This is a genomic window from Pseudomonas palleroniana, assembly GCF_003031675.1.
Classification (GTDB): Bacteria; Pseudomonadota; Gammaproteobacteria; order Pseudomonadales; family Pseudomonadaceae; genus Aquipseudomonas; species Aquipseudomonas palleroniana.
Window position 1 is genome coordinate 21,199 of record NZ_PYWX01000061.1, and the last position, 20,226, is coordinate 41,424.

At 61.5% G+C, this 20,226-nt stretch carries 20 protein-coding genes and 1 pseudogene; 11 read left to right on the plus strand and 10 right to left on the minus strand.

The window, feature by feature from the left end; translation table 11 throughout:
- Positions 1-30 precede the first annotated feature (30 nt).
- Together C9383_RS20005 and C9383_RS20010 are read left to right on the plus strand one after the other, a co-directional pair.
- Positions 31-738, plus strand: a complete 708-nt coding sequence (locus C9383_RS20005) for a CTP synthase C-terminal region-related (seleno)protein (RefSeq protein ID WP_090369021.1) — start codon at positions 31-33, stop codon at positions 736-738.
- The gene (locus tag C9383_RS20010; RefSeq protein WP_060757227.1) at positions 735-1,058 is read left to right on the plus strand and encodes an antibiotic biosynthesis monooxygenase family protein; all 324 of its coding nucleotides are present in this window, start codon (positions 735-737) and stop codon (positions 1,056-1,058) included. The genes C9383_RS20005 and C9383_RS20010 overlap by 4 nt, the downstream gene beginning before the upstream one ends.
- On the opposite strand, the gene C9383_RS20015 is transcribed toward C9383_RS20010, so the two are convergent.
- On the minus strand, positions 1,055-1,378 hold the full coding sequence (locus C9383_RS20015; protein ID WP_060757226.1) for a DUF2025 family protein: 324 nt from the start codon (positions 1,376-1,378) through the stop codon (positions 1,055-1,057). The two genes, C9383_RS20010 and C9383_RS20015, sit on opposite strands and share 4 nt — an antisense overlap.
- A 232-nt stretch (positions 1,379-1,610) precedes the next feature.
- On the opposite strand from C9383_RS20015, the gene C9383_RS20020 reads away from it, so the two are divergent.
- From C9383_RS20020 to C9383_RS20030, 3 genes are all read left to right on the plus strand, one after another.
- The gene (locus tag C9383_RS20020; protein ID WP_090369019.1) at positions 1,611-2,762 is read left to right on the plus strand and encodes a glycerophosphodiester phosphodiesterase; all 1,152 of its coding nucleotides are present in this window, start codon (positions 1,611-1,613) and stop codon (positions 2,760-2,762) included.
- Between the two features lie 122 nt (positions 2,763-2,884).
- A complete protein-coding gene (locus C9383_RS20025) occupies positions 2,885-3,190 on the plus strand; it encodes a PepSY domain-containing protein (protein ID WP_090369017.1) in 306 nt (101 codons plus the stop codon).
- A 182-nt stretch (positions 3,191-3,372) separates the two neighbouring features.
- Positions 3,373-4,545: a sensor histidine kinase gene (locus C9383_RS20030; RefSeq protein ID WP_090369015.1), complete on the plus strand. Its 1,173-nt coding sequence runs from the start codon at positions 3,373-3,375 to the stop codon at positions 4,543-4,545.
- Here C9383_RS20030 and C9383_RS20035 read toward each other — a convergent pair whose 3' ends face one another.
- On the minus strand, positions 4,546-6,174 hold the full coding sequence (locus C9383_RS20035) for a methyl-accepting chemotaxis protein (protein WP_090369014.1): 1,629 nt from the start codon (positions 6,172-6,174) through the stop codon (positions 4,546-4,548).
- 263 nt (positions 6,175-6,437) lie between these two features.
- Here C9383_RS20035 and C9383_RS20040 point away from each other — a divergent pair, with 263 nt between their 5' ends.
- The gene (locus tag C9383_RS20040) at positions 6,438-7,460 is read left to right on the plus strand and encodes a transporter (RefSeq protein ID WP_060757222.1); all 1,023 of its coding nucleotides are present in this window, start codon (positions 6,438-6,440) and stop codon (positions 7,458-7,460) included.
- 327 nt (positions 7,461-7,787) lie between these two features.
- Complete coding sequence (locus C9383_RS20045) at positions 7,788-9,404, plus strand: inorganic phosphate transporter (RefSeq protein ID WP_060757221.1); 1,617 nt, start codon at positions 7,788-7,790, stop codon at positions 9,402-9,404.
- A gap of 153 nt (positions 9,405-9,557) precedes the next feature.
- Here C9383_RS20045 and C9383_RS20050 read toward each other — a convergent pair whose 3' ends face one another.
- From C9383_RS20050 to C9383_RS20060, 3 genes and pseudogenes are all read right to left on the minus strand, one after another.
- Complete coding sequence (locus tag C9383_RS20050; RefSeq protein WP_090369011.1) at positions 9,558-10,532, minus strand: 5-oxoprolinase subunit C family protein; 975 nt, start codon at positions 10,530-10,532, stop codon at positions 9,558-9,560.
- Positions 10,529-11,407: pseudogene (locus C9383_RS20055) on the minus strand (5-oxoprolinase subunit B family protein). The gene C9383_RS20050 and the pseudogene C9383_RS20055 overlap by 4 nt, the downstream one beginning before the upstream one ends.
- Positions 11,408-11,463: 56 nt before the next feature.
- Positions 11,464-12,222, minus strand: a complete 759-nt coding sequence (locus C9383_RS20060) for a 5-oxoprolinase subunit PxpA (RefSeq protein WP_060757218.1) — start codon at positions 12,220-12,222, stop codon at positions 11,464-11,466.
- Positions 12,223-12,343: 121 nt separating this feature from the next.
- Here C9383_RS20060 and C9383_RS20065 point away from each other — a divergent pair, with 121 nt between their 5' ends.
- Complete coding sequence (locus C9383_RS20065; RefSeq protein ID WP_060757217.1) at positions 12,344-13,261, plus strand: LysR family transcriptional regulator; 918 nt, start codon at positions 12,344-12,346, stop codon at positions 13,259-13,261.
- Here C9383_RS20065 and C9383_RS20070 read toward each other — a convergent pair.
- Positions 13,258-14,154, minus strand: coding sequence for a LysR family transcriptional regulator (locus C9383_RS20070; RefSeq protein WP_090369009.1), 897 nt, complete (start codon positions 14,152-14,154; stop codon positions 13,258-13,260). The genes C9383_RS20065 and C9383_RS20070 overlap by 4 nt on opposite strands.
- 106 nt (positions 14,155-14,260) lie before the next feature.
- Between C9383_RS20070 and C9383_RS20075 the strand changes: the two genes are divergently transcribed.
- A complete protein-coding gene (locus tag C9383_RS20075) occupies positions 14,261-15,019 on the plus strand; it encodes an SDR family NAD(P)-dependent oxidoreductase (protein WP_090369007.1) in 759 nt (252 codons plus the stop codon).
- A 3-nt stretch (positions 15,020-15,022) separates the two neighbouring features.
- Here C9383_RS20075 and C9383_RS20080 read toward each other — a convergent pair whose 3' ends face one another.
- Positions 15,023-15,874 (minus strand): NmrA family NAD(P)-binding protein, encoded by an 852-nt coding sequence (locus C9383_RS20080; RefSeq protein ID WP_090369005.1) that lies wholly within the window; start codon positions 15,872-15,874, stop codon positions 15,023-15,025.
- A 112-nt stretch (positions 15,875-15,986) separates the two neighbouring features.
- On the opposite strand from C9383_RS20080, the gene C9383_RS20085 reads away from it, so the two are divergent.
- On the plus strand, positions 15,987-16,892 hold the full coding sequence (locus C9383_RS20085; protein WP_090369003.1) for a LysR family transcriptional regulator: 906 nt from the start codon (positions 15,987-15,989) through the stop codon (positions 16,890-16,892).
- Positions 16,893-17,003: 111 nt separating this feature from the next.
- On the opposite strand, the gene C9383_RS20090 is transcribed toward C9383_RS20085, so the two are convergent.
- Positions 17,004-17,447 (minus strand): multidrug/biocide efflux PACE transporter, encoded by a 444-nt coding sequence (locus C9383_RS20090; RefSeq protein ID WP_090369002.1) that lies wholly within the window; start codon positions 17,445-17,447, stop codon positions 17,004-17,006.
- An 89-nt stretch (positions 17,448-17,536) separates the two neighbouring features.
- Between C9383_RS20090 and C9383_RS20095 the strand changes: the two genes are divergently transcribed.
- On the plus strand, positions 17,537-18,391 hold the full coding sequence (locus C9383_RS20095) for a LysR family transcriptional regulator (RefSeq protein WP_060757211.1): 855 nt from the start codon (positions 17,537-17,539) through the stop codon (positions 18,389-18,391).
- Between the two features lie 118 nt (positions 18,392-18,509).
- Here C9383_RS20095 and C9383_RS20100 read toward each other — a convergent pair whose 3' ends face one another.
- Positions 18,510-19,733, minus strand: a complete 1,224-nt coding sequence (locus tag C9383_RS20100) for an RNA polymerase sigma factor (RefSeq protein WP_090369000.1) — start codon at positions 19,731-19,733, stop codon at positions 18,510-18,512.
- The gene (locus C9383_RS20105) at positions 19,730-20,203 is read right to left on the minus strand and encodes an SRPBCC family protein (RefSeq protein WP_060754081.1); all 474 of its coding nucleotides are present in this window, start codon (positions 20,201-20,203) and stop codon (positions 19,730-19,732) included. The genes C9383_RS20100 and C9383_RS20105 overlap by 4 nt, the downstream gene beginning before the upstream one ends.
- Between the last annotated feature and the right edge of the window lie 23 nt (positions 20,204-20,226).

Consider the following 20,226-nt stretch of genomic DNA (forward strand, 5'->3'; position numbering starts at 1 on the left):
CAGAACACCACAAGCCATAGGCCGTACCCGATGAAACCCAGCGCTCTGCACCTCGCCCTGATCGGCGACTACAACCCCGACGTGATTGCCCACCAGGCCATTCCGATCGCCTTGCAACAAGCGGCCGACGCCTTGAAACTCAAGATTGACGTGCAGTGGCTGGATACCGACACCCTCACACCGCACACAACCCTGCGCCACTTCGATGGCTTCTGGTGCGTGCCCGCCAGCCCCTATCGCGACGCCGACGGCGCACTGCGGGCGATTCGATTTGCCCGCGAGCAAAAGCGCCCTTTCCTCGGCACTTGCGGCGGTTTTCAACACGCCGTGCTGGAATATGCGCGCCATGTGCTGGGCTGGGCGGATGCCGAACATGGCGAACTGGCGCCCGATGCCAAGCGCGCCGTGATCGCCCCCCTGAGCTGCGCCCTGGTAGAGGCGACCGACAGCGTGCGCCTGACGCCTTACACCCGCATTGCCGAGGCCTACGGCGCCCTGGATATCGATGAAGGCTATCGCTGCCGCTATGGCATCAACCCCGAGTTCGCCAACGCGCTGCTTGAAGGCGACCTGATTGCCAGCGGCCATGACTCGGCAGGCGATCTGCGCGCCGTGGAGCTGCTGGACCATCCGTTTTTCGTCGCCACCCTGTTCCAGCCGGAGCGGGCAGCCCTCAAAGGCACCCCACCGCCACTGGCGACAGCGTTGCTGCAAGCTTGCCAAGGAGCGTCGCGATGATCGCCACTACCCCGTCCCCGCCCTACTACGCGGTTATTTTCAGCTCCCTGCGCACCGAGGGTGATCAAGGCTACGGCCAGGCCGCTGCACGCATGCTGGAACTGGCACGTGAACAACCCGGGTTCCTCGGCGTGGAATCGGCACGCGAAGACGGCCTGGGCATCACCGTGTCCTACTGGAGCAGCGAGGCGGCCATCCTGGCCTGGAAGCAGCAGGCAGAACATTGTGCGGTGCGCGAACAAGGCCGCGCCACCTGGTACTCGGCGTTTCAAACGCGGGTGTGCAAGGTGGAGCGGGCCTACGGTTTTGCGCGCAATTAACTGACCAGACTGCGCAAGGCACTGATCGGCGGGATTTCCACCCGGCGCATATACACACGCAACGGCTCGGTGATGTTGAGGCGGTCATCGATATTTTGATCCAGCAGCAACTGAATGCGCTCGCGGGACAAGGTCATGGTGTGGTCGACCGCGGGCAACCAGACAAATTCGGCCGTCGGGATGATGCCGTCATCGGCCACGTCCATGCCAAAGGCATCTTCGCTGAAACGCACGATGTACTGGCCGCTTTTACGGTTAAGGCCGACAAAACCGTGGAGTTGGTCGGCGGCCTGGCAGATAAGCTCGGAGGTGATGCGCATGGTAAACCTCACTGAAAAGTCCCACTGGGACTGGAAAGATGGTTTACACGCGTGGCACAAAAATTCGGCCCTCTGACGGGGCAGCTTGGGGCAAGAGTACTGCAAGACTGCACAAAAAAACCCAAAAATCGGCCCGTGCGCACGTTAATGTCGGTTTGGTGATAGCGCCATTCGCAATCAATTGTTAAAAAGGACGCCTTCTCAAAGTTACCTCCACGAAAGGACTTCGCATATGCCTGTCACGTTTTCCAACGGCCCGGTGCCCACCACTATCGGCAGTGCCTTGATGCTCGCGCTGATGCTCGGCCTTGGCCCCGCACAGGCAGCCGAACCGATCAGCCCGGCTGAATTGGCGACAAGCGAAGGCATTCCGTACCCGGCGGTCATCGCCCACCGTGGCGCTTCCTACGACGCTCCTGAGTCCACCGCCGCCGCCTACAAGGTGGCACGCGATTTGGGCGCCGACTACCTGGAAATGGACCTGCAGCGCAGCAAGGACGGTGTCCTGTTCGCCTTGCACGACAACAACCTGCAACGCACCACCGACGTAGCCAGCAAATTCCCGGAACGCAAAGATGCCCCGGCCAACGAATTCACCTGGGCCGAACTGCGCACCCTGGATGCCGGCAGCTGGTTCAACGCCGCCTACCCGGACCGCGCCCGTCCAGGGTTCGTGGGCCTGAAAATCCAGAGCCTGGATGACATCATCAAGATCGCCGAAGGCAACCCGCAGCACAAACCCGGCCTGTACATCGAGACCAAGGAGCCCAAGCAGTTCCCGGGCATCGAAGCCGACCTGAAAAACAAGCTGCTGGATAAAGGCTGGTTGAGCTCCGCCGGCTCCAAGCTGGGCAAGAGCAACACTGGCGTCGGCCAGGGTAAAGGCCGCGTGGTGTTGCAGACGTTTGAAAAAGACAGCTTGAAAGAGCTGCAAAAAGAAATGCCCAACACTCCGAAAATCTTGCTGCTATGGGTCGGTGCCGGCAGCATCGAGCCAAAATCCACGCAGACATTCGCCGAGTCCGGCGAGCCGACCAAGGCCGCCTACTACGCCAAGCAAGAGCCGAAGGACGCCGCCGAGTTCGAAAAATGGGTCGACGACGCCAAGAGCCTCGGCGCCATCGGCACCGGCCCTTCGGCCGAGCTGACCCACCATGGCGACCAGAGCTACACCGACCTGGTCAAGCCTGAAATGAACAAGCTGACCCACGACAAGGGCCTGCTGGTGCATGTCTACACCGTGGACGAACCGGTGGACTTCAAGAAAGTCATGGACGCCGGGGTTGATGGCATTTTCACCAACCGCGCCGCTGAACTGTTGAAGTTCTACAATCGCTTCCCGTCGTCGAACGTGAAGCAGTTGCTGGCCGATCACGGTTATTAAAAAATCAGGGGCATGGCGGATTGAACGAACGGCGTAACGGCTTGAACTAATTAAGGGTGAATTAAGTTGCACTGGATAACCTGAGCCCACTTAAACAGCTCACCCGAAAAAGGAAACACACGATGAAAAGTCTGACCGCCCTGTTCGCCGCCGCCGCCCTGACCCTGACTGCCGGCCTGGCCCAAGCCGATGTGCGCCCGGACCAGATTCCCAGTTTGCTCAAATCCGGCCAGGTAATGGACTTCCAGAAGCTCAACGCCGCTGCCCTGGCCAAACACCCTGGCGCGACCATCACCGATACCGAGCTGGACCACAAAAACGGTGTGCTGGTGTATGAGGTGGACATCACCGATACCACCGGCAAGAAGTTTGAAGTCAAGCTCGATGCCAAGACCGGCACCGTGCTGGAAGACAAGCAAGACACTTGAGTCGAACTTGAAAAAACCGCGTCACCTTCGGGTGACGCGGTTTTTTTATGGGCGTTTGAACGCCTGAAGCAGAGCCTGTTTGCTACCCTCGGATGAAATGACACCTACGGCGCGCAAGGTCGTAGAATCTCACTGTCTGGCCAGGGCATAACGCCCGACGCCCACAAGGTCGAGGCTGCCGCATGGAGCAAAGGATCGCCGACGTCGCCATGATTGGCCGAATCAATGCCGTGCCCGCGATGCTCAAGGTCATCTGCGATATGGCCGGCCTGCGCTTTGCCGCCGTATCCCGGGTGACCGACGATAACTGGACCGCATGCGCCGTGCTCGATCAACTGAACTACGGCATCGGCGTGGGCGGCGAGTTGGACCTGACCACCACGATCTGCTACGACATTCACCGTTCACATGATTGCGTTGTGATCGACAAGGCCAGCGAAGATCCGATCTACCGCAACCACCACACCCCACGTATCTACGTGTTTGAAAGCTATATTGCCGTGCCGGTATTCCGCACCGACGGCAGTTTCTTCGGCACGATCTGCGCACTCGACCCCAAGCCCGCGTCCCTGCGTGACAGCCCCCTCCAATCGATCATGGAGGGGTTTGCCCGGGTGCTCTCGTTGCAAATCGAAGCCGAAGAAAACCGGCCACGAACTGAAACCGACTCGCAGGAAGAACGCGGCACCGCCGAGCTGCGCGAGCAACTCATCGGCGCACTGGGGCACGACCTGCGCAATCCGCTGTTTGCCGTCAACTTCGGTGCCGAGCGGCTGCTGGACAAACACCCCAACCCGACGACCGACTCACTGGTGCGCCATATCCTCGCCAACGCGCAACGTGCGTCACAGCGGGTCGAAGATGTATTGGACTTCACCCGTAGCCGAATGGGCAGCGGCATTGCCCTGCGCCTCACCGACTGCGTGGATTTGCAGGAGGCTCTAGGCCAGGTGGTGGCCGAGGTGCAAAGCGCGCACCCGCAGCGGCTGATTCACGCCGACATCGGCGAACTGCACGGCGTGTATGGCGACCGCGAGCGCCTGGCGCAACTGCTCTGCAACCTGCTCGTCAACGCCCTCCATCACGGCAACCGGACCAGCCCGGTGTACGTCACGGCGAAGATCGAGCATGATCATTTGATAGTGGCGGTGAAAAACGCCGGTCAGATCAGTGAGCAAGCATTGCCGCGCCTGTTCCAGCCTTTCTCACGCCCGCTTCCCGGTACGTCCCAGACCGGTCTGGGCCTGGGGTTGTATATCGTCCAGCAGATTGCCGACGCCCATGGCGGTGAGCTGAACGTGACCACCCATGCACAGCACGGCACCCAATTCAGCTTCCACTTGCCCCTGCCCTGATCACGCGCCCAGGCGCGCCGTCACTTCATTCAACTGCGCAGACAAGCTGCGCAGGTTCTGGCTGGCCGCTTCAGTGCGCTGCACGTTGTCCATGTTTGCCGTGGCAACCGTGGTGATCTGGGTGATGTTGCATGAGATATCTTCGGCCACCGACGTCTGTTCTTCGGCCGCCGTGGCGATCTGACGGTTCATGTCACGGATCGCTTCCACTGCCTGGGTGATATGAGTGAGCATCTCGCCAGCCTGGGTGACTTTCAACACGCTGTCGTCACTGCAGGACTGGCCGCTGACAATCGCCTCGGCCGCATCCACCGCACCGGTTTGCACCGCCTCAATGATCTGGTTGATCTCGATGATCGACGCCGCCGTGCGTTGCGCCAGGCTGCGGACTTCATCGGCCACCACCGCAAAGCCACGCCCGGCTTCACCTGCCCGCGCCGCTTCAATGGCTGCGTTGAGCGCCAGCAGGTTGGTTTGTTCGGCAATGCCGCGGATCACTTCCAGGACCTTGCCGATACGCACACTGTCGGTTTCCAGGCGGCGGATGATGGTGCCGGTATTGAGGATTTCAGTGCGCATCTGGCCGATGGTGGCAATGGTCACTTGCATCACTTCGCCGCCTTCACGGGCCGACTGGTCAGCCTCATCCGCCGCACGCGAAGCGCTGGCGGCGTGGCGGGCAACTTCCTGGGCGGTGGTGGACATTTCAGTCATGGCCGTGGCCACCTGGTCGGTGCGGTTGAATTGTTCATGAGTGCCGGTTGCCATTTGCCCGGCAATCGAATTCAACTCACCGCTGGCACTGACCAGATCGGTGGCGCTGCGCTGCAGGCGGCTGAAAGTTTCGGCCAGAAAGTCGCGCAGGGTATTGGCTGCCGCAGCCAAATGGCCCAACTCATCCTGACGGCGACTGGCGACGCGTTCGGCAAAGCGCCCATGGCTGAGTTGGGTGACGTAGTCGATCAAGCCACGAATTGGCAGAATCAAATTGCGGTTGATCAAGAACAGGCTGAACACACCGATGAGCACGCCCGACAGCAGCATGATCGCCAGGCCCAGCATCACCGTGCGCTCGGCATGGGCGCTGATGCTCAAGGATTGTTTCTGGCCTTGCTCACGCAGGTCGCTGACCAGCGCGCTCATTTGCTCACTGGCGGCGCGATCCACACCTTTGACAGCGTTGTCGCCGGCGGTCGGGTCGGCGCCCGCGGCCACATAGGCGTCACGCCCTTTTTCGTAAGCCAGACCCAATTGCTGATGTTCCTGACGCAGGGTCTCGATCCGTTTGCTCAAGGCCGGGTCTTCCCGGGTCTGGGTCACCAGCCGCGTGAGGATGCCTTGCACATCACGTTGGCGGTCCTGGAACTGGCCCCAATATTTGTTCATGTCCTGAGGCTGCTTGCCGCGCAACAACACGTTTTTCCATTCCTGCACCTGCACCTTGAATTGCAGGTTGGCTTCATCGATCAACTGTGAGGTGAGCAAGGGCCCCTCGATCAAACTGCGATAACTCTGCACCCCATTGGAGAGGAAATTGAAACAGGCCAGGGCGATCAACAACATCGCCAACAAGCTGCCACCAAGCAGCGACAGGATTTGTGCTCTCAAGGAGGTTCGCAAAACATTCATCGGGGTAACGCCTCGATACAAGGGAAATGGTGCATGCACGCCGCAACGTCCCTGTCATCAAAGGCACCGCTGCTGCACAGGGTACTCATACGCTGGATCGGCTGTTCCAGACGCATATTGAGCCTAGCTGACCAGTGGTCAAAAAATTGTCTTCACGTACCGCCAGAACCTTGAAACGGTCACAAAATTGTCAAACATCCTTGCAATGATTCGCCCACGCGAACCTGTGAAACGTCCTACAGGCGCTTTCTCTGCGAGCCGCCATGAACCACAGCATCGACCACGGCCATCAGGATTCCGACCTGTTTGGCCTGCTTTACGGTTTTCGTTTCCGACCCGGCGAAAAAGGCGAGCAGATCGATTCGGCCACCGCGCTCAAGGCCTTGCAGGAACCGTCCGATCCAGACGAGTTCCTGTGGTTGCACTTGAACCTGGCCCACGCGGCCTGCCAGCGTTGGATGCAGGCGCATCTGGCATTGCCCGAGGAGTTTTTCGAGGCGCTGCACGAAGGCTCGCGCTCCACGCGTATCGAGCACGTCGACTCGGCGCTGCTGGCGGTGGTCAACGACGTGGTGTTCAACTTCAGCAGCATGGTTTCATCGGATATTTCCACGCTGTGGGTCTGCGCCCGTAGCCGCTTGCTGGTGAGTGCGCGCCTGCAACCGTTGCACTCGGTGGACAAACTGCGCTCGTCGGTCAAGGCCGGTGAACACTTCCGCTCCCCTCTGGAGTTGCTTGTGCATTTATTGCGCGATCAAGGCGAAGTGCTGACACAGATCGTGCGCAAGACCAGCCTCAGCGTCGACCAGATCGAAGACCAGTTGCTGTCCTCGCGGTTATCCACCAACCGCGCCGAACTGGGGGCCGCGCGCCGCGTGCTGGTGCGACTGCAACGCCTGCTGGCCTTGGAGCCGGGCTCGCTGCTGCGCCTGCTCAATCGCCCGCCGCAATGGCTGCAAAAGGAAGACGTGAAGGAGTTGCGTAAATCCACCGAGGAGTTCGCGCTGATCATCAACGACCTCACGGCCCTGGGTGAACGCATCAAGCTGTTGCAGGAAGAGATCGCGGCCAACCTCAACGAACAAAGCAACCGCACGCTGTTTACCCTCACTGTGGTGACGGTGCTGGCGCTGCCGATCAACATCATTGCCGGTTTTTTTGGCATGAACGTGGGCGGAGTGCCGCTCTCTACCGACCCGGAGGGGTTCTGGATCCTGGTGGCACTGGTGGCGACGTTTACCCTGATTGCCGGGCGCTGGGCGTTCAGAAAACGCAAAGACTATTGAGAGTGGGAGGGAGCAAGCCTAATGCCAGTCAGTTAAGCGATAGAGCGGAAGACGGATAACGTGTGGCGAGGGAGCTTGCTCCCGCTGGACTGCGTAGCAGGCCCATTTTTGGGGCCGCTTCGCGGCCCATCGGGAGCAAGCCCCCTCCCACAATGACCGCGTCAAGCCTTGACTGACTGGCATTAGGGCTTGCTCCCTCCCACAGGATCAGGCGGTGTTTTGGGATCAGCGGTACGCTCAACGGCCGAAACACTGATTTGCGGCAGCATCTCTGTAACATTCAGCAATGATCATGAACGGCATCCTCCTCACACTGGATGCTCCGGCATGGCCACCCCTTCCCTGACTGCCTCCACCACCGCGTCACGCACAGACCCCAAACCCAGGCTGGACAAGAAACCTGGCCTGGTCACGGTGATCATTTTCTTCGCGGTACTGGCCATGGGCCTGTTGTTCACCGCCTACAGCCTGATGCACGACATGCATGAACTGGGCACGGTGGTCACCACCTGGACGCCCTTCCTGCTGCTGGGTGTGGCGTTGTTGATCGCCCTGGGCTTCGAGTTCGTCAACGGCTTTCACGACACCGCCAACGCCGTCGCCACGGTGATCTACACCAATTCACTGCCGCCGCATTTTGCGGTGGTCTGGTCGGGCTTCTTCAACTTCCTCGGCGTGCTGCTCTCCAGCGGTGCGGTGGCGTTCGGCATCATTGCGTTATTGCCGGTCGAGTTGATTTTGCAGGTCGGTTCGTCGGCCGGCTTCGCGATGATCTTCGCCCTGCTGATCGCGGCGATCCTGTGGAACCTCGGCACCTGGTGGCTGGGGTTGCCGGCGTCGTCCTCCCATACCTTGATCGGTTCGATCATCGGCGTCGGCGTGGCCAATGCCCTGATGCACGGGCGTGACGGCACCAGCGGTGTGGATTGGAGCCAGGCGATCAAGATCGGTTACGCATTGCTGCTGTCGCCGCTGATCGGCTTCGCTTTTGCCGCGATGCTGCTCCTGGCCCTGCGCGCCTTTGTGAAAAACCGCTCGCTGTACAAGGCACCGAAGGGCGACACCCCACCGCCTTGGTGGATTCGCGGCATGCTGATCGCCACCTGCACCGGGGTGTCCTTCGCCCACGGTTCCAACGACGGCCAGAAGGGCATGGGCTTGATCATGCTGATCCTGGTGGGCACGCTGCCGATGGCCTACGCGCTGAACCGCACCATGCCCGCCGAACAATCGTTGCAGTTCGCGGCGGTGGCCGAGGTGACCCAGGTGGCACTGGTGAAAAGTGCGCCGCAGGTCTTGCCGGGTGATCCACGCCCGATCCTTTCGACCTACGTACGCACCAAGGAAGCCACGCCGGAGCTGGTACCCGCCCTCGCCGCCCTCGCCGGCCAGATCGGCGACGAAGTCAAAGGCTACGGCTCCCTGGCCAAAGTGCCTGCCGAAGCCGTCGGCAACGTGCGTAACGACATGTACCTGACCAGCGAAACCATTCGCTTGATGGACAAAGGCAAGGTCGGCAATTTCGACGCCGATACCCAGAACAAACTGAAGTTGTTCAAAGAGCAGATCGACAACTCCACGCGCTTTATTCCACTGTGGGTGAAGATCGCCGTGGCCATCGCCCTGGGGTTGGGCACCATGGTCGGTTGGAAGCGCATTGTGGTGACGGTGGGCGAGAAGATCGGCAAGACCCACCTGACGTACGCCCAAGGCGCCTCGGCCGAAATGGTCGCGATGCTGACCATCGGCGCGGCGGATATGTACGGTTTGCCGGTGTCGACCACCCATGTGCTGTCCTCCGGTGTGGCCGGGACCATGGTGGCCAATGGCGGTGGGTTGCAGATGCGGACCATCCGTAATCTGGTGATGGCGTGGGTGCTGACGTTGCCGGCGGCAATCCTGTTGTCGGGCAGCCTCTACTGGCTGTTCACCCAACTGTTCTGACCACCCCCAACCCCGACATGACAGAGGACTAAATGTGGGAGGGGGCTTGCTCCCGATGGCAGTGGATCAGTCACTCAATCATTGACTGACCCACCGCTATCGGGAGCAAGCCCCCTCCCACCAAGCCCCCTCCCACATAGTCCTCTGTGTTCTTCAGGTATTGAACAACCCACCCATTATTTTCAGGCGCTTTTTATAGACCCGCCGCGCCTCCAACGCCTCCTCCAAAGTCACCGCGATAAACCCCGCACGCTGGTTCGGCTGCATCTGCCCGATCAGGTCCAGGTCGGCGCTGATCACCGTGCCGATCATCGCGTAGCCGCCACCCGATACCGCATCCCGATGCAGCACAATCGGCTCCAGCCCGGCCGGCACCTGGATCGAGCCAATCGGGTAGCAACTGTCGACGATATTGGACGGATCCGACCCGGCACCAAACGGTTGCTCCCTGGGTTGAAAGCTCAACGCACTACCGCCCTTGAATCGGTAGCCGATACGGTCCGCCTCGGACCCGACTGTCCAGGGTTCGGCAAAGAAGCTGCTTTTCGCCGCGTCGGCCAGCCGCTCGTAATACAACCCCGGCACCACCCGTAACGTCACATCACCGCCGACCGACCGCCGCAGGGCCATCGGCAGACTATTGCCCGCCCGCCCCCGCCCACTGGCCTCGCCGATCGGCAGTTCATCGCCTTCCTGCAAACGTCGCCCGGCAAACCCACCGAGCCCGCCAAGGGTGTAGGTCGAGCGGCTGCCGAGCACCAGCGGCACATCAATGCCCCCGGCCACGGCCAGATAAGTACGTGCGCCCGCCTTGGGAAACTCAAAGCGCAACACCTGCCCGGCACGGACCTGGAACGCAGTGTCCTGATGTACCACTTCGCCATCCAGGCGCGGCGACATCAGCGCGCCGCTGAGCGCCACCAGCGCGTCCTGTTGAAACTCAAGCTGCGGGCCGATCAACGTGCACTCCAGGCCCGCCGCACTGATCGGGTTGCCCACCAGGTGGTTGGCCGCACTCAACGCATACTGGTCCAGCGCACCCGACGGGGGGATGCCCAAGTGGTAATAACCTTCACGCCCCAGGTCCTGCACCGAGGTAGCCAGGCCGGGTTTGAGCACCTTGATCATGCCAGTGCCTCCTGCAGGGTTTTCGGGTAGCCGATGGGGTCAGTGAGAAATGCGTCGAGGGAAAATTCCACTGGTCGAATGCGCAGGTCGAAACGGCCGGCCTCGACCTCGGCGACGGCCAGGTCGTAGGCCTCGCGGTCCAGGGGCTAGAACTGCACGATGTCACCCGGCCGGAAGAACACCATGTGCTCCTTGAGATAGGCCAACTGCTGCGCCGGGTCATAGATGGGGGCCGGGGTCACGCCGAACATCTGGTAACCGCCGGCGCCGCGCACCGAGTAGATGCAGCCAAAGCATCCGCCATGGCCCAGGGTCAGTTTCGGCGTGTCGGTGCGTGGGCGCAGGTACTTGGGCACCTGCAATTGGCGCTCACGCTCGACCATCTGGAACATGAACGGCAACCCCGCGACAAACCCCACCATCGACACAAACCACGGTGCGCCACTGTGCGCGGCGATAAACGCGGCCACATCGGCCAGGCCATTGATGCGGGCGGCGTACTCCAGATCGGTGCTGCCGGGGTCTTGATGGCGGTCGCGAAAACGCATCAGGGTTTCATGGGTCCAGGGGTCGTTGTAGAGCACCGGGATTTCGATGATGCGCGTGTGCAAGGTGCGTTCGGCCACCGCCTGGGCTTCGGCGCTCTGCACCGCGTCAAGCAGCACATGGGGCGCGATGCGGTCAGGGTCGAAGCGGATCTGGAACGACGCATTGGCCAGGCATACATCCAGCACGCCTTCCAGGGCCAGGCGTTCAACGGCACGGGTCACCGCCATGCCTTTGAAAAATGCCTGCAGGGACATGCTGTCGCTGACCTCGGCAAACAGGTGTTCATCACCGCCGAAGCTGTAGCGGATGGGGGACGTTTCAGCCATGTCTGTTCCTCTTGGAATCATTGTAGAAAGGCAGGCAAAAAATAATCGGGCGTTTTTTATTGTGGCGTTCTGACGATGATGCCCGCCTCGTCCAAGGCTTCACGGGTGGCTTCCACCAGCTCCAGGGCACCCGGGGTGTCGCTGTGCAGGCAGATCGAATCGAACTCGATAAACAGATCCTCACCTTCTACGGTACGCACCAGGTTGGTCTGACAGGCACGCAGGACGCGTGCCGCGACCGTTGCAGGATCGAGCGCACGCACCTGGCGGGTAAATACGATGGAGCCGCTCAAGTCGTATTCACGATCGGCATAAAACTCGCGCACCACCGGTTGCCCCAACTCCTTGGCCACTCGCCAGATCACCGAATTGGGCATGCAATACAACCGCAATGTCGGCTCGATGATTTGCAGGTTCTGCACCAGCAGCCGCGCCGCGGCTTCGTCGCGGGCCAGGTGCATATAAAGCGCGCCATGGGGCTTGATGTGTTGCAGGGTCAACCCTTGAGCGCGAGCCATTTCGCGCAGGGCGCCGAGTTGGTAGAGCATGTCATCCACCAGCTCCTGGGCCGGTGCGTTGATATGCCGGCGACCGAAACCCACCAGGTCGCGAAAACCCGGATGGGCACCGATGGCAACGCCCAGTTGCTTGGCACGCTCGACCGTACGGCGCATGGTGCCGGGGTCGCCGGCGTGAAAGCCGGTGGCGATATTCGCCGAGCTGATGTAGGCCATCAACTGCGCATCGACACCGTCGCCAATGGTCCAGGGGCCGAAGCTTTCGCCCATGTCCGAGTTTAAATCCACTGCCTGCATCGGGGTCGCTCCGCCAAAAGATGATGGCTGAAGGTAGGCTGTGCCTTGACCCCTTGGGAAGATCTATTATCAGATGGCTCATCTTCTGAAAAACAGATAGCTCACTGCATTGGAGTGGCAGATGTCCCTGACCTTGCGCCAAGTCCGCTACTTCGTGGCCACCGCCGAGATCGGCCAGATTTCCCAGGCGGCGATTCACCTGAACATCTCCCAGTCGGCCGTGACCACCGCAATCAAGGAACTGGAGGCCATGCTTGGCGTGCAACTGTTCGTGCGCTCGGCCCAAGGCATGAACCTGACCGACGCCGGCCGGCATTTTCTCAACCGTGCCTACGTGATTCTGCGCAGTGTCGACGACGCGCTGAACAGCCCCTTGCCCGACTACCGCGCCAGCGGTGTGCTGCGCGTAGCCGCCAGCTACACGGTGCTGGGTTATTTCCTGCCCCACCACCTGCAACGCATGGAACATTGGCACCCGGACGTCAGCATCGAGGTCTTCGAGCAGGAGCGCCAGGCCATCGAACAGGGCCTGCTCGATGGCCAGTTCGATATGGCCGTGGTGCTCACCGCCAACCTCACCCATGCCGATATCGTCTCTGAAACCCTGTTCAACTCGGAACGCCGCCTGTGGCTGCCCAGCCATCACCCGCTGTGCGAACGCAGTGCCGTAAGCCTGGCGGATGTCGCGCAGGAACCCTACATTCTGCTCACCGTCGACGAGGCCGAACACAGCGCCATGCGCTATTGGGAACAGGCCCGGCAAACGCCCAAGGTGCGGCTGCGCACCAGTTCGGTGGAGGCGGTGCGCAGCATGGTCGCCAACGGCAGCGGTGTGGCGATCCTGTCAGACCTGGTCCACCGGCCGTGGTCCCTGGAAGGCAAGCGCATCGAAACCCTGACCGTCACCGATCCGGTCACCCCCATGAGCGTGGGCCTGGCCTGGCACCGCGAGCGTGCCTTCACCCCGCCGATGCAGGCGTTCCGCGATTACTTCCACGACGCCTTCCTGGCACCGCAGCAATTATCGGCACGTCGTTAATACCGGGCTTGCAGGATGGCCGTCAGCCAATCCATGAACACCCGCACGCGCAACGGCAGATGACGCTGGCCGGCGTACAGCAAGGACACGTCCAACGGTGGCGCCGGGTAATCCGGCAGCACCGCCACCAGCTCTCCACTGGCCAATAACTCTTCAATACCGAGGCGCGGCACCTGGATGATGCCGAATCCGCCCAGGCAGGCGGCCTGATACGCATCGGTGCTGTTGACGGTGACGCGCCCGGCCATCGCCACGCGCTCCACCTTGTGGCCCTGCTGATATTCGAACCCTGCCGAGCGTGCGCCCAAGGGCCTCACGTAATGCACCAATTGATGCTCGGCCAGGTCAGCCAGGGTCGTGGGCATGCCATAACGTTGCAGGTAGGCGGGGCTGACGCAGTTGACCATCGGCATGCTGCACACGCGGCGTGCGACCACGGTTTGGTCGGGTTGCGCGCCGACACGCAACACACAATCGAAACCTTCGGCAATCAGGTCGACCTGGCGGTCCGTACTGCTGATTTCCATCTCGATCAGTGGATGGCGCTCCAGGAATGCCGGCAGGTGCGGCAAGAGCATGTCCCGCGCCAGCACGTTGGGCAGGTCCACGCGGATACGCCCGGCCAGTTGGGTTTCATCCTGGCGGAACAAGCCTTCCAGCTCCTCCATATGGGCCAGCAGGTCCTTGCTGCGTTCATACAAGACTCGGCCGTCCTGGGTCGCCTGCACCTTGCGCGTGGTGCGCTGTAACAAACGTGCGCCGAGCAGTTCCTCCAGTGCCTGCACATGTTCGGAGACGGTGGAGCGCGGCAAGCCGAGGCTGTCGCCGGCCTGAGTGAAACTCGACAGTTCAGTCACGCGCACGAAGGTGCGCAGCAGCTCAAGTTTGTTCATGGGATTGTTCGCCTTATCCGGCCAGTGATTCCGGTATAGCGCTGTTTATCACGTTATGACCGGACAAATACACTTGCTGTCACCGATCACCTGAGAGGACATCACCATGCCCCGTAAAATCGCACTGATTACCGGCGCCAGCCGCGGCCTGGGCAAAAGCGCCGCGCTGCACCTGGCCGCACAAGGCATCGACATCATCGGCACCTACCATAGCGCCACCGCCGAAGCCCAAGCGGTGGTCGAGCAGGTTCAAGCCTTGGGCGGCCGTGCCGCCATGCTGCAACTGGATGTCAGCCGCAGCGACAGGTTCGAGGGCTTCGTCGGCGAAATCACCACTGTGCTCAAAGATGTTTTCGCACAGGATCACTTCGATTTTCTGATCAACAACGCCGGCATCGGCGCCCACGCCAGTTTTGCCGAGACCACCGAGGCACAGTTCGATCAGTTGGTGGCAATCCAATTCAAGGGGCCGTTTTTCCTGACCCAGAAACTGCTGCCGCTGATCCGCGATGGTGGCCGTATCATCAATATCTCCAGCGGCCTGGCGCGGTTCAGCCTGCCGGGGTATGCGGCGTATGCTGCCATGAAAGGCGCGATGGAAGTCCTCACCCGCTATCAAGCCAAGGAATTGGGCGGGCGTGGCATCAGCGTGAATGTCCTGGCGCCCGGCGCCATCGAAACCGATTTCGGCGGTGGCGCCGTGCGCGACAATCAGGCGCTGAATGCGATGGTCGCCCAAAACACGGCCCTGGGCCGCGCCGGCCTGCCGGACGATATCGGCGGGGCCATTGCCAGCTTGCTGGCCGATGGCAGCCACTGGATCACCGGCCAACGTATCGAAGCCTCGGGCGGCATGTTTCTGTAAGGTTCAAACGCCGCTGCGTTGCACCCACTCGCCAAGCACCGTGCCCAGTTCGACCGTGCCTTGGCGAGGGGTGCCTTCGAATTCGATCCAGCCTTCGTTAAAGCCGTTGATCATCTGAATCCGCGGTAGCGGGTTGCGCATGCCTTGGCCGCTGAACAGTGCATGCCATGTCGCCTCGGGAACCGCTTCTACGTCGACCGGTTTGCCGAGCACGCGGGCGAATTCGGCGGCCAGTTGGTACGGGGTGATGCGCTGCGGGCCTTCCAGTTCCACGATACGCGGGCTGGGTGCCAGCAGCAGTTCAGCCGCCACGCGTCCGACATCCGCCGTGGCAACCATCGGCACCGGTTTGTCCAAAGGTTGCAGGAAACTTGAGATCCGCCCTGCCACCGCCGCCTCGACATCCCACGATGCATTTTCCATGAACCAACCGGGGCGCAAAAACGTCACCGGCAACTCCAGGCTGCCCACCGCTTCCTCCAGCAGGTGCAGTTGGTTGAGCAGGTTCGGTTGCGTGGCCTGGGCGCCGATGGTGGACAGGCATACCACCTTGCCAGGGCGTGCGCACGCCAGGGCCTGACGGATGTTTTCCACCACCCGGCGGGTTTCCGGAAAGCCCGGCGATGGGTCGAAATTCGACGGCAGCATGATGAACACGCCCGTCACCCCGGCGAAGGCTTGCGCCATGGCTTGCGGGTCATCCACCTCCGCCACGGCCACCTCACAGCCGCGCGCGGCCCAACTGACGCCCTTGTCGGCGCTGCGCACTACGGCGCGTACCGGCTGCCCAGCGGCGAGCAGTGTGCGGGCAACGGCTCCGCCGACTTTTCCAGTGATACCTGTGACTGCATACATCAGTGTTCTCCCCTGCAAAGGCGACTCGTGTCGCGATGGGGAAATTATCCTGCGCAACCGTAGGATTCTTCGATAGCATCAGTGTCATTGCATACCTGACGGAAAATCATCAATGAGCTTTGATCCGAGCCTGGCCGGTGGCATGGGCGTGTTGGCGGCGGTGGTCGACAGCGGCAGCTTCGCACGCGCTGCCGACAGCCTGGACATGACGGCCTCCGGTGTCAGCCGGGCGATTTCGCGCTTGGAGAAACGCCTGGGTATTCGCCTGTTCGACCGCACGACACGGTCGGTGCAATTGACCGATGAAGGGCGACGTTTCTATCAACACATCGCGCCTCTGCTGGCGGGCCTGGAAGAGGCGGCCAGTTCGGCGGCCGACAGCGCCCTGACCGTGCGCGGGCGCCTGCGGGTCAATATCGACCCGTATTTTTCGCGGCTGGTGCTGGGCCCGGTGCTGGGTGACTTCATGCGCCGCTACCCGCAATTGCAGTTGGACCTGCACACCCGCGACCAACTCGGCGACCTGGTGGCCGACGGTTTCGACCTGGCGGTTCGCTTCGGCATCCCGCAATCCTCCTCGCTGATCGCCCGTCAGTTGATGGAGGTGCGGGTGCTCACCGTCGCCGCCCCCGCTTACCTTGAACAGTACGGCCGACCTGCAGTGCCTCAGGATCTGGAACACGGCCATATGTGCCTGGATTTTCGCGACTCACAAACCGGTCGCCCATTTGCCTGGGAATTCCACCGCCCCGGCGAGCGACTGACCGTGCGTACCGATGGTCGCCTGGTGGTCAACGATGCCAGCACGTTATACAGCGTGTGCGAGCACGGCCACGCGGTGGCCCAGATGCTCGACCTGGGCCTGGCCCCGGCGCTCAAGGCCGGCAGTCTGGTGGAGCTGTTTCCCGACTGGCCAGACGAGCGTTTTCCGCTGTACGCCTACTATCCGTCGCGGCATTTGCCCGCCGCCAAGGTGCGGGCATTCCTGGACTTTGTCGGCTCGCTTACCTGTCTGTAGGCGCTCGCTTGTTGTGGCGAGCAAGCTTGCTTGCGCTGGGGTGCGAAGCGCCCCTGAAAGCGGGCGCCAGCTGCGCTGTCGTACGGGAGCAAGCTCCCTCGCCACAGCATGCTAGCTCCTACATGGGATAGCGTTTTTGTTGCGGATTTTTTCCCGAATGACGTCATACCCCCAGTGATACACATAGGTGTACGGCAGGAAGAACAGCAGTACGCCGATGTCGAGCATGAACGCCTGCATCAGGCTGATATTCAGCCATACCGCGATCAACGGCACCGCGACGATAATCAACCCGCCCTCAAACAACAGCGCGTGCAACACCCGCGTCCATGCGCCGCCGGCCAATTGCAGGCGAACCTTCAGGCGGTCGAACAGGCTGTTGAAGATGATGTTCCAGGTCAGCGCCAACAGGCTCAGCCCGAGGGTCACCGCGCCCATTTCCAGGGCCGGCCGGCCGGTGATCCACACCAGCAGCGGTGTGCAGATCAACAAGGCCAGGCCCTCAAAACCCAGGGCTTGACCGATACGTTCAGTAATCGACTTGGTAGGGTGCATAACCTGCGCTCCGTAAATGACGACGGTTGCGATAATCCCGCATCGAACCGATACTTCATAACCAATAACCATCGATAAAGGCGATAGTCATGGCCTCCAATGAAGTGCTGCAGGCGTTTGTGCAAGCGGCCACCCAAGGCTCGTTCTCCGCTGCGGCGCGCAAGCTGGGCAAGAGCCAGTCCACCGTCAGCGCGGCGGTCGCCAGTCTTGAGATTGATCTGGATGTGGTGCTGTTCGATCGCAGTAGCCGCAAGCCGACGCTCACGCCTGCCGGCCATGTGCTGCTGCAACGGGCCGAGCAGGTGCTGGAGGCCAGCAGTCGCCTGGAAATGGCCGCCAATCAACTGGCCCAGGGGTTGGAGCCCAAGCTGAGTATCGCCATGTCCGATACCTACCAGTCCGACCGTTTCGAGGTCGCCCTCAGCGCGTTTGAACAGCGCTACCCGGACCTTGAGCTGGAATGCCTGATCGCCGAATGCGAAGACCTGATCGCCTTGGTGCAAAGCGGCCGGGCCCAGATAGCGTTTATTGAGCACCAGGAGGTGTATCCGCCGGACCTGACCCGTGCGCCCGTGGAAGAGAGCACGGAAATTGCCCTTTTCGTGTCACCGAAACATCCACTGGCCGGGCTCGACACGCTGACCGCGCACGCCCTGCAACAACACCGCGAATTGCGCCTGGCAAGCATCATCAACCCGAATGAAACCCGTGCCAACGGCCGCGTCTGGTCGGCTCCCAGTTACCTGATGCTATTGGAGATGGCTCAATTGGGCTTCGGCTGGGCACCGATTCCGCGCTGGCTGGTGGAGCGCTTTGGCGGCGGGCAATTAGTCGAGCTCAAGGCCCGCGGCTGGCCGCGTTCGGTGGCGGTGGATGCGCTATGGTCACGCCACCACCCGCCGGGCCCTGCCGGGAGTTGGTTGTTGGCCAAGATGTTGGAATGATATTTCCCACCCAATAAAAATGTGGGAGGGGGCTTGCTCCCGATAGCGGTGGGTCAGTCACCCAATACTGTGACTGACACCCTGCTATCGGGAGCAAGCCCCCTCCCACATTTGATCTTTATCGCGCAAGGGATTCGAGGTTGGCCAGGCGGTTTTCGAGGAAGCGTTTCTCGGGGATTTGCTGGGTCAGTGACAGGGCTGTTTCATAAGCCGAACGTGCTTCTTCCACCCGCCCCAACTGTCGGTAAAACTCCCCCCGCGCCGAATGCGCCAAGTGGTAATCCAGCAGCTCTCCATGCGCCAGAATCGTCTCGACCTGCTGTAACCCCGCCCACGGCCCCTCGCACATCGCCACCGCTACGGCGCGGTTCAACTCGAACACCGGCGACGGCACTTGCCGAAGCAATACATCGTAAAGCCCGACAATCTGCAACCAGTCGGTGTCCTCGGCGCTGGCCGCCTCGGCGTGCACCGCGGCAATCGCCGCTTGCAGGCAGTATGGCCCGAAACGCCCCGTGGTCAGTGCCTGTTCCACCAGCGCGCAGCCTTCAGCGATCAAGGAGGCGTCCCACAAACCGCGGTCCTGCTCCTGCAACAACACCAACTCACCCGCGGCCGAGGTGCGCGCCGCTCGGCGGGATTCATGCAACAGCATCAACGCCAGCAAGCCCATGACTTCCGGCTCCGGCAGCAACTGCGCGAGCAGGCGCGCCAGACGGATGGCTTCGCGGGTCAGCTCTTCGCGGGTGAGCTCGGCGCCCATGGACGCCGAATAGCCCTCGTTGAACACCAGATAAATCACCTGCAATACGCTGTCCAGACGTTCGGGCAACTCCGCCAAAGACGGCACCTGATAGGGGATTTTCGCTTCACGAATCTTGCCCTTGGCGCGCACGATGCGCTGGGCGATGGCAGTGGGCGAAGCCAGAAAAGCGCGGGCAATTTCCTCGGTGGTGAGGTCGCAGATCTCACGCAACGTCAGCGCCGCCTGGGCATCGGCCGCCAACGCCGGGTGACAGCAGGTGAAGATCAGGCGCAGGCGGTCGTCTTCCACGTCTTCCTCATTCCAGTCAACCGCTTCCAGCGCGTCAGCCTGCTCCTGCAGTAAGGGGGTAAACCGGGCCTGGCGGCGCAGGCGGTCGATGGCTTTGAAGCGGCCGGTGGACACCAGCCAGGCACGCGGATTGTCCGGCACACCGTCTTGTGGCCAACGCTGCACCGCGACAAAAAACGCTTCGTGCAGGGCCTCTTCGGCGAGGTCGAAATCACCGAGCAAGCGAATCAGCGTCGCGAGTACGCGCCGTGATTCGCTGCGGTAGATCGCCTCGATCGGCAGCGTCAATCGGTCATGCCCTGGGTCACCAGCGTCACCAGGCGGTCCAGGCTCTGGCCCCAGCCATCATGAAACCCCATGGCCTCGTGGGCCTGCTTGTCTTCAGCATTCCAGTGCATGGCGCGCGCGGTGTAGCGGGTTTTACCGTCGAGTTCTTCGAACGTGACCTCAGCGGTCATGAACGGCTTGCCTGAGGGAATCCAGCCAGGCATGAAGGCATCGGTAAACACCAGCCGGTTGGGCGCATCGATTTCCAGGAAAACGCCCTGGGTTGGATACTCGCTGCCATCCGGGGCACGCATGAGGGTGCGAAACAGGCCACCGACCCACAGGTTCATTTCGCACTCGGGGGTGGTCATGCCGTGCGGTCCCCACCATTGTTGCAACAATTCAGGCGTGGTCCAGGCGCGGAAGACACGACTGCGCGGGGCGTCGATCACGCGGCTGATGGACAGTTCGAAGGGAGCTTGGGTACTCATCGCCAATCCTCTTGGGTTCTTAT